12 protein-coding genes are annotated in these 12,007 nt (G+C 37.6%); 2 read left to right on the forward strand and 10 right to left on the reverse strand.

The genetic code is table 11. The features are described from left to right. Complete coding sequence (locus WG905_RS06535; RefSeq protein ID WP_339590899.1) at nt 1–1,644, forward strand: glycosyltransferase; 1,644 nt, start codon at nt 1–3, stop codon at nt 1,642–1,644. Beyond that, nucleotides 1,635–2,636, forward strand: a complete 1,002-nt coding sequence (locus WG905_RS06540; RefSeq protein ID WP_339590900.1) for a polysaccharide deacetylase family protein — start codon at nt 1,635–1,637, stop codon at nt 2,634–2,636. Before WG905_RS06535 ends, WG905_RS06540 begins: the two co-directional genes overlap by 10 nt. Nucleotides 2,637–2,682: 46 nt before the next feature. Here the strand turns inward: WG905_RS06540 and WG905_RS06545 are convergent, their stop codons facing one another. The 10 genes from WG905_RS06545 to WG905_RS06590 form a co-directional block, all read right to left on the reverse strand. Then, a complete protein-coding gene (locus WG905_RS06545; protein ID WP_339590901.1) occupies nt 2,683–3,714 on the reverse strand; it encodes a glycosyltransferase family 2 protein in 1,032 nt (343 codons plus the stop codon). Between the two features lie 25 nt (nt 3,715–3,739). After that, the gene (locus WG905_RS06550; protein ID WP_339590902.1) at nt 3,740–4,609 is read right to left on the reverse strand and encodes a class I SAM-dependent methyltransferase; all 870 of its coding nucleotides are present in this window, start codon (nt 4,607–4,609) and stop codon (nt 3,740–3,742) included. A gap of 62 nt (nt 4,610–4,671) precedes the next feature. Continuing rightward, complete coding sequence (locus tag WG905_RS06555) at nt 4,672–5,985, reverse strand: WcaI family glycosyltransferase (RefSeq protein ID WP_339590903.1); 1,314 nt, start codon at nt 5,983–5,985, stop codon at nt 4,672–4,674. A 75-nt stretch (nt 5,986–6,060) separates the two neighbouring features. Then, nucleotides 6,061–6,672, reverse strand: a complete 612-nt coding sequence (locus tag WG905_RS06560) for an exosortase/archaeosortase family protein (RefSeq protein ID WP_339590904.1) — start codon at nt 6,670–6,672, stop codon at nt 6,061–6,063. 33 nt (nt 6,673–6,705) lie between these two features. Further along, complete coding sequence (locus tag WG905_RS06565; protein WP_339590905.1) at nt 6,706–6,921, reverse strand: PID-CTERM protein-sorting domain-containing protein; 216 nt, start codon at nt 6,919–6,921, stop codon at nt 6,706–6,708. Nucleotides 6,922–6,931: 10 nt separating this feature from the next. After that, nucleotides 6,932–7,858, reverse strand: coding sequence for a glycosyltransferase family 2 protein (locus tag WG905_RS06570; protein WP_339590906.1), 927 nt, complete (start codon nt 7,856–7,858; stop codon nt 6,932–6,934). Next, nucleotides 7,836–8,414: a WcaF family extracellular polysaccharide biosynthesis acetyltransferase gene (locus WG905_RS06575; protein ID WP_339590907.1), complete on the reverse strand. Its 579-nt coding sequence runs from the start codon at nt 8,412–8,414 to the stop codon at nt 7,836–7,838. The genes WG905_RS06570 and WG905_RS06575 overlap by 23 nt, the downstream gene beginning before the upstream one ends. A gap of 98 nt (nt 8,415–8,512) precedes the next feature. Then, nucleotides 8,513–9,661 carry a glycosyltransferase gene (locus tag WG905_RS06580; RefSeq protein WP_339590908.1) on the reverse strand — a complete coding sequence of 383 codons (1,149 nt, stop codon included), beginning with the start codon at nt 9,659–9,661 and terminating at the stop codon, nt 8,513–8,515. A gap of 86 nt (nt 9,662–9,747) precedes the next feature. Continuing rightward, nucleotides 9,748–11,007 carry a hypothetical protein gene (locus WG905_RS06585; protein ID WP_339590909.1) on the reverse strand — a complete coding sequence of 420 codons (1,260 nt, stop codon included), beginning with the start codon at nt 11,005–11,007 and terminating at the stop codon, nt 9,748–9,750. Continuing rightward, nucleotides 10,982–11,974 (reverse strand): exostosin domain-containing protein, encoded by a 993-nt coding sequence (locus tag WG905_RS06590; protein ID WP_339590910.1) that lies wholly within the window; start codon nt 11,972–11,974, stop codon nt 10,982–10,984. The genes WG905_RS06585 and WG905_RS06590 overlap by 26 nt, the downstream gene beginning before the upstream one ends. Nucleotides 11,975–12,007: the final 33 nt, after the last annotated feature.

Consider the following 12,007-nt stretch of genomic DNA (forward strand, 5'->3'; position numbering starts at 1 on the left):
ATGACAATTATAGATCAGAAAGATTCTTCTTTAGTTTCCATCATCATACCATGCTTTAATCAGGGTAAATACCTGTTAAATGCGCTGGAAAGCATTTGGTCGCAAAATTACGCTGATGTAGAAATCATTGTTGTCGATGATGGCTCTACAGACAATACAAAAGATATATTAAAAGAGCATATTGAAGTAAAGTATATCCATCAACAAAACGCTGGCCCTTCTGCAGCACGAAATAAAGGTATTTTAAGCAGTAAAGGAGCGTATTTGATATTCTTAGATGCCGATGACTGGCTTTTACCAAAAGCCATTGAAACCAATATGAGTTACCTCTTATGGAATAATGAGTTAGCTTTTGTTTCTGGTGCACATGAAAAAGTGTTTGTGGACAGCAACGACACGGTTGATGTAGTCAAACAAATTAATGCTGACCATTATATTCATTTACTCTGCGGCAATTACATTGGGATGCATGCCACGGTTATGTTTAGAAGATGGGTGTTTGATCATGTTTTATATGATGACTCTTTAAGGGCATGTGAAGACTATGATCTATATTTTAATATCACTAAAAGATTTCCTGTTTTTCATCATACACATAAGATTGCAGCCTATCGCATTCATCAAACAAATACCTCGGGTAATATTCCCTTAATTTTAAATTCCGCATTGAAAGTATTGCACAAACAGAAAAAAGACCTGCATACTTTACAAGAAAAACGGGCATACCATACGGGACAGCGTTCATTTAAAAATTATTATGGCTCACTGCTTTATAATCAACTTGTCAATCAGAAAATAGCCGTTACCATACCCCGTTTTTTAACCCTTGCAAGGTATTGCCCATTCCGAAGTTTCAAACTTTTCATTAAAATTTTATTCAAAAATCAAATGAGGCTAAAATCTATTTTGAAGGAAAAAACACCTGGCTTTTGTAAGCGCTGGATGCATGAAGCTGGTGTCTTTAAATCTTATAATCCCGCTATCGGGGAGGTGTATACCGGCGATTTTAACAGGCTATCCCCTTTCAGTACAAAATTCGGGTATGATCGTGGGGGACCCATTGATCGGTACTATATAGAGAAGTTTTTAAAACAGGAAGCTGATCATATCAAAGGCAGGACTTTAGAAATCGGAGATAATGAATATTCTTTGCTGTTCGGACAAAATAGAATTTCCAAGAGTGATATCCTTCACATTAATGATACTAATCCTAAGGCCAGCTTCATCGGCGACTTAAGTAATGCACCACAAATACCAGAAAATACTTTTGACTGTATTATATTAACACAGACCTTACATTTGATATATGACTTTAAAGCCGCTTTAGCTACCTGTCAGCGTATTTTAAAACCGGATGGTGTTCTACTTTTAACCACACCTGGTATTACCCCTATTGACCATGAAACCTGGGAGAGTACATGGTATTGGTCTTTTACCGATAAAGCGCTAACAAGACTCATTTCAGAAACTTTTCCCGGGGATATTGCTAAAATTGAATCTTTCGGTAACGTGTTTATTGCTTCAGCCTTTCTTTATGGTATGGGTGTTAATGAAGTGGCCGTTGATCAATTAAATTTTCATGATCCGCATTTTCAGGTTACTGTAACCGCAAAAGTCATTAAAAATCCCGCAAAATGGAATTGAGGCTGTTTAACAGATTGAGAAATAGTGTTGTGCAAAAATCTTTGGTGCTCATGTATCATAAGATTGCTGAACAGGAGCTTGATATATGGGACCTTGCGGTAAGTCCTGATCGATTTGAGCAGCAGCTGCAAGTATTGAAAAAGAAGACGAAAATAGTATCCTTACAGCAATTGATGACGACCAAAAGTCGGTTTAAAAACCGGGTAGCCATTACTTTTGATGATGGATATATGGACAATATTAAAATGGCAAAACCGATTTTAGAGAAATATCAGGTACCGGCAACCTTCTTTGTCACATCGAGACATGATCAACATGAATGTGAATATTGGTGGGATATACTTGAAAACTGTATATTAAATACAGAAAATCTTCCCCCTGTTTTCATGATGTTTATTGAAGGGAAAGAGTTTGTATTTTGCCTTGAGGAGGAAACTTATTTAACAACTGAAATTTTTGAATTGCATAAACAATGGAAAGCTTATTTGGAAGATCCACCTACACTAAGAGCCAAGTTGTATTATGAACTATGGCTCCTGCTTAAGGTCTTACCATTTAAGGAGCAAAAACATTACTTAAAAAAGATTCAGCAATGGGCCCAAGTAGCAGATGGGCTAAGAGCTGATTACAGAACGATGTCTGCCAGTGACTTGGAGCTGCTTGCAAATTCCAGTTTGTTTACTATTGGTTCCCATACTGCTAACCATCCTTCTTTGGCACAACATGATGCGGCTTTTCAAAAAAGGGAAATTGTAGAAAACAGGGACTATTTAGAGAAAATTGTAGGTCGTAAAATTCAGTTCCTGGCCTATCCTTATGGTAATTGCAATAATAATACTTTAGCGATAGCGAGAGATGTAGGTTTTGACGCTGCATTTACAACAGAAGAACGGACTTTTGACTCTTCAGCGGTGTATAGTGTAGGTAGGTTTCAGGTGAAGAACTTAACCGGCGGGGAATTTAGAAATCAGCTTAAAAATTGGCTTCTTTAAGTTTTTACTAAATAGGTGAATTTTAGCCAAAGACACTACTTTACCCTTATGATTTACTTTTGTATTTAATCATAATTTTAACGCAAATTTTCACTAATGACACTAGCGTTTCCTTATTTCTGGATAACATAAACGCTGCTTTTGCTTGTGTTAAGGCAACTTGAGCGTTTTGATCTAACCGGTAAATTTTCTGTGCGTTGATGGTGAAGTAATTAGCGAAATTCCTTCTTGCCTCCACTTTTCTTTCTTTTCTTATTTCTGTTGGCAGATAGTTCTGCGTGATGTCAATTACTTTTTTGATATCGCTAACGTTCTGGCCTGTAGACAAACACCTGGAGCTTATATTATTGTTGTGTACTCGATATAATGCCAGGTTTTGAGGTGTGTAAGCTACCTGAAATCTGGAAGCTATTCTAACCCACATTTCCCAATCTTCACCGTAATGAACAGCAAAGAAGCTGCCTAGTTCTTCATATACTTTCCTTTTTACCACAATTGAGCAGGTTTGTAACAGCTGGCATTTTGATATTTCCATTAGCCAGTTTTTTATGATACCGGAGTGTTCTTGTACTGGGGTATAATGTTCCATTAATTCACCATCTTCATCGATATTTGATAAACCCGTGAAAGCAGCACCAATCGATGAATACCTGGTAAATAGGTGTTCTATTTCATTATAAAATCCAGGTTTCACGAGATCGTCTCCGTGTAAGATATGAATCAACTCTCCCCTGGATTTCTTTATACAGGTCTCAAAATTCCTCAAACTTCCGACATTCTGGTGTTGCCGATGAAATTCAATTCTTCCCATGCCAACTTCTTCAACAAGTTTTTCAATATCATCATCCGTACTAAAGTCATCAATCACAGTGATTTGCATCTCTTGTTTTGATTTTGATTGAATCAAAACACTTTCAAGGCATGCTTTTAAATACTTGCTGCAATTATAAGTGGGAATCATCACTGACCAACGGGGCCTGTTTTCTGTACCGGGCAAAGGTTCAATTAGCGGTGGAAACTTGGGTGTACGTTCATTGACCATATTTTTACCATTAAGAAAAAACCTAAATGTTTCCATTTAAGCTTAATTATAATATTTTGAATTACATTTTTTCCGCTACACACATTAAGGATAATGCACTTGAATCAGCATTGGGATTTCTGCCCGACAATAAATTGCCCATCCGGTACTTAAAAGATGCTCTACCTAAATTACCTTGTAACACTTCTGCTCCCAATTCATGATTGTGTGGAAACACGTTTACTTTAAAACCCATCGGTTTAAGTAAATCATTGAACATCTCCTTGGTTACACCATGTCCCGGTTTGTGATGGATTTCACATGCAAGGCCCCAAAGTTGCTGATCTGAAGTTTTATGAAAACCATGGCCGATAACCTTATAATAATAAAGTCTGCCTATCCAAAGTAATTTGGCTATACCCTTATAATTCCAGGCACTTCGCTGTGGATCATGATCTGTAATTAACAAGCCACCTGGTTTTACTAGCCGTGCTGCTTCTTTTAACACCGCTTCCATATCTTCGCAATGGTGTAATGATGCATTTAAGGTAACAATATCTGCAAATTCGGATTTAAAGGGAAGATGGGTTGCGTCAGCCAATATTGGTAGATAGCCAAGTTCAGCGGCCAGCTCCAGGGATGTAGGAGCCACATCTATTCCTATTAACAGTTTCGGTTTCCCTTTTAATGTGGCAAAGATGTTGCCTGGTCCGCAACCAATGTCAACGATCACTTTATCGCTCCAATCGCCAATCGCTGCTGTCCAACGACTTTTGAATGCTTCACTTCTATGACAATAGATAAGATACTCTTCGGCCCATTCATGGTTTCCGAAGTAATGAGCATTTGCCTTGATGGCCTCCGATGGGTCATCAATCGGACATTCAAGATAATTACCTCTTTCTTTGATCTCAATCCCGGGTTTTAGATAGGATTTTATTCTGCTTTTCATAACTAGTTAATTAATAGGAATCTGTTAATAGCATCTGTGTACGGGTTTTAAATGTTACCGCATTATGGATTAAGCCTTAAAGGATAGAAACTTTTGTCAGCCTGATAGTTTTCTTCTACATTATTAGCATTTTCAAGCATATTTTTGGTGTATGTGGAAATAATATTCCCAATTGAAAAATGCTTTTTTGCATAGGCTAGCGCGTTCATGCCAATTTCATTCGTGTTATCAGTAATGCCTTTCAAAATGGCTTTTGTCAGGGATTCAACATCCTCTGGTACTGCAATTATGCCAACATTATTATTTGAAACTAACTGAAATAATGAAGAGTCTGGCAAAGCTGTTACGATTGCTACGCCACCAACAGCCAGGATATTGGTTAACTTGGAGGGCATGACCAGATCGCTTGCGTTCGCTTTTTGTATAATTAAATGCAGATCAGCCATGTTTAGTAAACAATTCAGTTTTTCAACGGGTTGCGTGGGCATAAAGATGACATTGGATAATTGTAATGTCTCTTTAAGCGTTTCTAGTTTGTTCAGATAAGGTCCCGAACCACAAATAACAAATTTCAGCTGTGTGTTAGCTGTAAATGCTTTTGCAGCCAGCATGATGTTCTCTAACCCTTGTTTTTCTCCGATTGCTCCAGAATACAAAACAATTTTATCAGACGATTTAAAATTGAATAGTTCCTTTAAGGGGCCTTTATTTGTAATCGGGAAAATCACTTTAGCATCTACCCAATTAGGGAAAAAATCAACTTGTTTATTACATTTACCCTTCACCTTATCCATCATTCCAGTAGAAACCGTGCTAATGACATCAGCCTTTTTAAGGATATATTTCTCTATGCTAAACATTGCGTTTAGCAGTGCTTTAGATTTGACCATTTTGAGATCCCGGGCAGCATCTATTTGCAGATCTTGAATATGGTATAAAAACCTTCCTCCTTTGAAAAATTTATAAAATATAGCCAGCAGGCCAGTTTCAAAAGATGGTGCTACTGTTATCACAATATCGTACTTCCTCTTCGTTAATAACTTCAGGACGATTAACGAAGAAGTAAGAAAGAATGATAGACCGAGTAACATTCTTTTAGCTCCAGAAGGGTTATCTGGCACATATTGAGGGCATCGGTAAATTTGGATGCTATTTTCATAAAAAGGCTTGCAAAATTTGGTTTCCTTTTTATACCAGAATGAATTTTTTAGATAGGGTTGTTGAATTTTCCATTGTGGATAATATGGAAAAGAAGTAATTACTGTACATTCATACCCATTTTGGGCAAGCCATTCGATCATTTCACCATTATACTTGCCAATTCCAATAGGTTCAGGATAATAGTTCCCTCCTATCAATAAAACTCGTTTTTGCATAATATTGATTGTTTTTTGTAAGGAAATAAGACGAGAAGAAGTTTATGCGGCTATATAAGGTGCTATACAGCATTTTTAGACGGTGGTTAATGAATTTAAATCTGTAGTAGATTTTTTCCTGTTGTACAGGTACATCATCAGGACGATAATTGTGTAAGCTACAATGTTAAAAAGGTCATGGTGGTCGATAGAAATGCGTTCTGTCCATTTATTGTCCAACGCAATGATCAACAAAGCTATTCTCCAGGTATTGATGAAACAGATAGCAACGATACCCATAAGTGACCAGGCCAGTTTTTTCTTCCAGTGTCCATCATTGGTAAGCACAAAGGCAACCCAAAAACTAATGACCCCTAAACCTAGACAAGGCAGCCAGATGTTTAATTGAACAACGTTTTCAATATTGATCAATTGTGAGCCAACGATATAGGCTTCTGTTCCTAAATTATAGGCAATAACGATAGCTGCATACATGATGCTGCTTCTTATCCAATCAATATAATTGAGATATTGGTCCAGGAAAGCACTATATAAACCCCCTTCCGGAGAAACCAGGCCATTAAATGCAACTGAGAAATAGTAAAATAGCAATACTAAAGCGATGAACTTAAAAAAATGAACTACGTCAAAATATTTTTCAATAAGATTCATGAGGTTTGGTAAAAAATAGCCAGTATGGATTCTCATCCTAACTGGCTGGTTACTTAAGGGAAAACTGGATTAAGTTCGGTTTTTTCTGCGGTCATATGCTTTTTTCATACCATAAGCTACACCTGCAGCAATAAGTAAACTGGCTCCGCCATCAAATGGCGCATTTTGTTGTTGGGGAGGGTTGCCATTACCCGGACCACGCGGTGGTGGTCTTAAACCGTAACTGTAAAAAGTTACACACCCTAATGAAATCGTTAGGAGTGTTGAGATGACCAATTTTTTCATAATTAAAAATTTAAGGATGAAGTAATTTGTTCCGGTGCTCTCTAATTCTACTGTATATCTGCATATAATAAGACATTCTAAGAATTTCGTGGGTTAAGCCTGTAGCGCCATCCCTGAAACCACCATACAAGATGTAGCTACCCATGAAAAATAAAGGGGCCAGAAAAACACTGTTCATTAATTTGTATTTTAGCCTTTGCTTAAATGTCCATTTTAAAGAAACATCAGGGGAAGCCATTGCCTTTAAAAATCTTGCTGCTTCCCAGCTTGCATATTCATCATGTTTAAGAATGAAATTTGAAATTCCACGATAATCCTGGTGGTCTATTTTGCTTCTGATAGTTCCAATACTTCCATTTATGATAGGATGTTCATGTACTTCCATATCTAAGTTACTCCAATGTTCTTCATCGATATGTTCATACTCACCACTTTCAGTCCGGAATAACGCTAGTTTTCTTAAAGGATACCCTCCTTTTAATTGCCTTCCTAAAAAATAAACTGTGTAGCTTAACCAGTAACCTGCTTTATCACCTTTCATCAACGCCGTGTACAACTCTGATTTAAATGCTGGTGTGAGGTATTCGTCAGCGTCCAAAAATAAGATCCACTGTGTTTTTATACGGTGGTTTTGTAAGTACCAATTTCGTTTTTTTGGAAATTTCCCATTCCATTTGAAATCAATTAATTCTACACCATAGCTGGCTGCAATTTCCTTTGTACGATCTGTACTGCCCGAATCTATGACAACAATATGTTTTGCTAAGTTTTTTCCTATGGCCGCTAAACATTTTGAAAGATTAGCTTCCTCATTTTTAACAGGAATGGCTATCGTAAGATCCAATGTTTCATTGAAGGGATCTTGATGCAAATGCATTCCGTTTTCGGACTGAACCGCATTTTTTATGAGTATTTCACGCATTAATGTAATTGCCATGAACATTTTTTTTAGTTAAAACTCTATTTTTTATAGGCTTACAAGGATGACCTGCGCAGACCTGCCAGGGGGGCATGTCTTTAGTTACAACGGATCTTGCCCCGATAACACAACCATCTCCAATGGTGACGCCAGGATGAATGAATGCCTCGGCTGCTATCCAGGCATGATCTCCAATATGTATCGGCATGGTTATCAGCGGAAAGCCTGTTTTTGTGTAGTCATGTGTACCAGTTACCAAATGCGCCCCTTGAGATATTACTGCGCGATAGCCGATAAAAATTTTTCCTTGAGAATAAAGGATAGCTCCCTTTGCTATTCCACATTCATCTAAAAGGACGAGATTCCATGGAGCCCAAATTTTTGTACCGGGATACACATGTACATTTTTACCTACTTTGGCACCAAAAATTCGTAACAGAAATGCTCTCCAGTGATGAAGGGGCTTTGGGGATGGGTGAAACAATAATGCAGATACTAAACCCCATAGTACCCTGTACATTCTATTGTGCAGGGAAAAAGACGGACCTGCATGTGTATCTGTATTTTTCATCATGATATATTTTTTTAAGGTGATGAAACTATGATGAGCTATCTTCATTGTTCTTGAGGAGTGTATGCTCATGCTGGTTACATTTCGAAAAAATATTTGACTTATAAATTGTTTTTGATAGCGTTTAAAAGCCTGGAAGTAGCGGGACCTATTGCAAATTCATTTTCAAAGCACATCCGCGCACGATTCCTCATCTCGAGTTTTTCATGATCAGACATATGGAGCCAGGTTCTAAAGGCTTTTAAAGTTCCTTCCATTGTATCGTCTTCTATTAAACCAGCATCCGCCTCATTAATTTCCCGACTTATATTTATTTGATTAGAAATTATGACTGGCTTTGCACATGCCAATGCTTCTACGACAGCTATACCAAAATTCTCCTGATGGCTTAGAAGTACAAAAGCCTCACAGCCATAGAAAGCACCCCATTTACTCTCATTTTCCAGCATACCAGGGAAAAACACAGAACTTTTGAGGAAAGGATTCTGATACACCATTGAATATATTTTTTTTCCATAGCTCGTTTCGAGACCAGGTCCTGCTATAACTAATTTTGGAAGTTTTTCCTTTTTTTTCGCTAATGAATGAATGAAAAGCTTTTCGTAAGCGTGGAGGAGTAAGTCGATTCCTTTTTTTTCGGCAATTCTACCCAGAAACAAGATATAAGAATGGTTTTCAATGCCCCTGCATTTTGTTTGGAAAGCCTCTTTCATTAATAATGTATACGCTGGGGGGGCTGTAATCCCTAATCCTACAATTAATTTATTTTTAGGCTGATATGGCGTAAATGGTTCATTGGCAAGCCGACATTCTTCTTTACAGGTGAAAAGAAGACCTTCAGCAGCATTAATTATCTTTCCTTCTATAAGTTTCCAATAAAGCCAGTTTCTAATTGCTTTAAGCTTTCTGGAGCTTGACCGCTGAAAATATGGATCAAGCATTCCATGAGGCATAATGAACAGTTTTGGAGCAGCATTCTCTGACATTTGCTGGGCAGCATTTCTTCTGTAATCACTTAAAGCTTTTGAAACCCCGAAATTTTGGAATAGCCATAGTCCATGGACAATGATGGCATCAAAACGGCTTAAGTTGCTTTTAAGCCATGGAATTAACTTGCCGCTATAACTCCATGGGCCTTTTGACGGCCCTAACGCATGGATAATGTAGGTAGTTGAACAATGGTGCTTTTGTGGATCGTCAAGTGTAACTACCTCGTTATTTATGCCAAATCTGGAGATTTCCATGGCCATGGCATTAACGGCCTGGCTTACGCCGCCCTTTTTTGGTTCCAATGCATCAACTACGTGTAGCAAATTCATATGAATGGGATTAAGTATTAATCTTTTAAGGAAGCGATGATAAGTCCGGAAATTAAGGTGCAAAAACCTAATGATGTTGGTTGTGACCAGCTACCTTGGGCGATGGCGAGAACACCAAAACTAAGTAGCATCCAGGGCAACAAGTTTCCCGACAATAGACTTGAATAACTTCTATATGAAATATGTAAAGCTAATTTTATACGTAAAATGATAACACTCATTCCCATAATTGGACCTAGTTCACCTATTATCCTGCCCCATTCTCCTTCTGAAAGTAAAAAATATCGTCCTCCTTTTAAGATCATACTGCCTGCATTTGTTCCCATTCCAATGCCATAGCCAAAGAATGGCTGATTGGAAGAAGAGTAAATGGCTTCCAGCATACCGCCCAGGAACCTATTGAATAAGACACCGCTAATTCCACCTTCAATATTATTTGCATTGGTAAAACGTTGTGAAAATACCTCCGTAGCTGTCCGGAAAAAAGAGGAAGATCCTAAAAGAATAAAACAAATAACTAGTCCCCCGATAACGAATAACATCCCGGTCAGGTATTTCGGTTTCATTGAAATTGCAACAGCAGCAAACAACATAGAAACAACTACCTGAAACAACAGTCCTCTGCTAATAGAAAACGGAATAGCTAGCAATAATGATAAAGTCGCCGTAACCAAGAGCAGTCGGTTAATGGTTTTATATTTAAACCAAAAGTATAGAATAAAGCAAGCAGCAAAACTGTAAAAGAGTGTATTTCCATTGATAAACGAAAAAATACCTGGTGGGCGGAATACCTTATTTACTCCACTAAAACCACCACCTGCTTCTCCTCCAACATTAATGTTGATTAACGCTGTTTGAGGGCTATAAAATTGCAATATGATCAGGATGGTCATTGGGATAGCAATGATCAAGGTAGCCTTCCCCATTTTTATAGCATCCTCTGTGTTTAAAACCCTCCCTATCACAAAAATTAAAGGAAAATGAAGGAGCAATATGCGAGCACCATATAGTGCAACCGTAATATTCCCGTGACCGAGAAAATAGGCGGTATATATTCCTACAATGCCTATTATGATCATACTGATGACGTAGTAATTAAAATTAATTAATCCTTGTTGCCATGCTTTTATCAGTATCCACAATACTAAGGGATCCCTGATGACTAATATAGGATCTGCAAGAGATGGAAAAATCCACTTACGCAAAGCACCTTCAAAAATCAGCAGTATAAAGTATAACCAAATAGCTTGTTTAAGCCTTGAAACTGCTGGTTCCATATTTATAATTTAATTTATTTAAAACCCGTTGTGGCAGGGTCCATTCGTTTTTCCAATACATACTTAAAGATTTCCACCTTTTTAGCTCTGCTTCTTTTGTGGTTACAGGTGATTGCCTTAACAGCGTTAATAAGGTATTGGCATAATATTGATTAATAACATCGGAACTGAAATATTTTCGCCATGCTTCAAGGGCACTTTTACCCATACCCATCGCCAAATATTCATTTCTACGTAGAAATGATGGTAATCCGCCAAGTTCCTTCTCTGGATAGAACAATGCGAAATCACGCCAATCTGGACCATTTGGTGGTACAAAATCATCTGCTAAGATTACAGGACACCTTCCTAAAGCCATGCTTTCATATATTCTAAAACTAACCGGAACCCAGCCAGCAGGACATAGAGAAAATTTTGAGGCACGAATTACGTTCACATAGGCCTTCTTTTCATCCTCATCATGGTTGAGCCAACTATCTGTTTTCTCTATACAGAAATCACTTTTAGTCTCTAATAAACTCACCATCTTTGGTCTGAGGCTATTTGAGTTAATATTGCCCCTCCAGCCAGCTAAATAAACCGGAGTTTGTTGATCGCTATGTTCGGCATTTATATATTCGTTTGGAAAATGCATATAGGGTACCAGTGCGTGTATATTTGGGTTATACTTGTAACTTGGAAGACTGGTGTATAACCCACGTAAGAGTCCGGTAGCACAATCATCAGAGTTGATGGTGAATACTTTTTCCGGATAAGCAGATACAAGCTCGTCAAGTTCCAAATTCTTTATATATCTGAAATTTTTAAAGGAATTTTCTTCCTGTATAATGATTGCATCAGCTTTATCGGGATTAAACACCTCGTGGACACCTTCTGCTAAAAGTAGGTTATCCTTTATAGCCGTCAGTATTTTCGATTCCTTATCTGACAAGCTTGTTAAATTCTCTTCTGTGAAAAAAAGTTTCATATACCATTAAGCGTTCATTGATTAACAAAGACT

It is taken from the genome of Pedobacter immunditicola, assembly GCF_037482985.1.
Taxonomy (GTDB): domain Bacteria; phylum Bacteroidota; class Bacteroidia; order Sphingobacteriales; family Sphingobacteriaceae; genus Pedobacter; species Pedobacter immunditicola.

Bases quoted from the DNA above. Each gene is read 5' to 3' on its own strand.
- WG905_RS06570 (WP_339590906.1), bottom strand. From the start codon at position 7,858: ATGGCAATTACATTAATGCGTGAAATACTCATAAAAAATGCGGTTCAG.
- WG905_RS06585 (WP_339590909.1), bottom strand. From the start codon at position 11,007: ATGGAACCAGCAGTTTCAAGGCTTAAACAAGCTATTTGGTTATACTTT.
- WG905_RS06575 (WP_339590907.1), bottom strand. From the start codon at position 8,414: ATGATGAAAAATACAGATACACATGCAGGTCCGTCTTTTTCCCTGCAC.
- WG905_RS06540 (WP_339590900.1), top strand. From the start codon at position 1,635: ATGGAATTGAGGCTGTTTAACAGATTGAGAAATAGTGTTGTGCAAAAA.
- WG905_RS06565 (WP_339590905.1), bottom strand. From the start codon at position 6,921: ATGAAAAAATTGGTCATCTCAACACTCCTAACGATTTCATTAGGGTGT.
- WG905_RS06580 (WP_339590908.1), bottom strand. From the start codon at position 9,661: ATGGCCATGGAAATCTCCAGATTTGGCATAAATAACGAGGTAGTTACA.
- WG905_RS06555 (WP_339590903.1), bottom strand. From the start codon at position 5,985: ATGCAAAAACGAGTTTTATTGATAGGAGGGAACTATTATCCTGAACCT.
- WG905_RS06560 (WP_339590904.1), bottom strand. From the start codon at position 6,672: ATGAGAATCCATACTGGCTATTTTTTACCAAACCTCATGAATCTTATT.
- WG905_RS06535 (WP_339590899.1), top strand. From the start codon at position 1: ATGACAATTATAGATCAGAAAGATTCTTCTTTAGTTTCCATCATCATA.
- WG905_RS06590 (WP_339590910.1), bottom strand. From the start codon at position 11,974: ATGAAACTTTTTTTCACAGAAGAGAATTTAACAAGCTTGTCAGATAAG.
- WG905_RS06545 (WP_339590901.1), bottom strand. From the start codon at position 3,714: ATGGAAACATTTAGGTTTTTTCTTAATGGTAAAAATATGGTCAATGAA.
- WG905_RS06550 (WP_339590902.1), bottom strand. From the start codon at position 4,609: ATGAAAAGCAGAATAAAATCCTATCTAAAACCCGGGATTGAGATCAAA.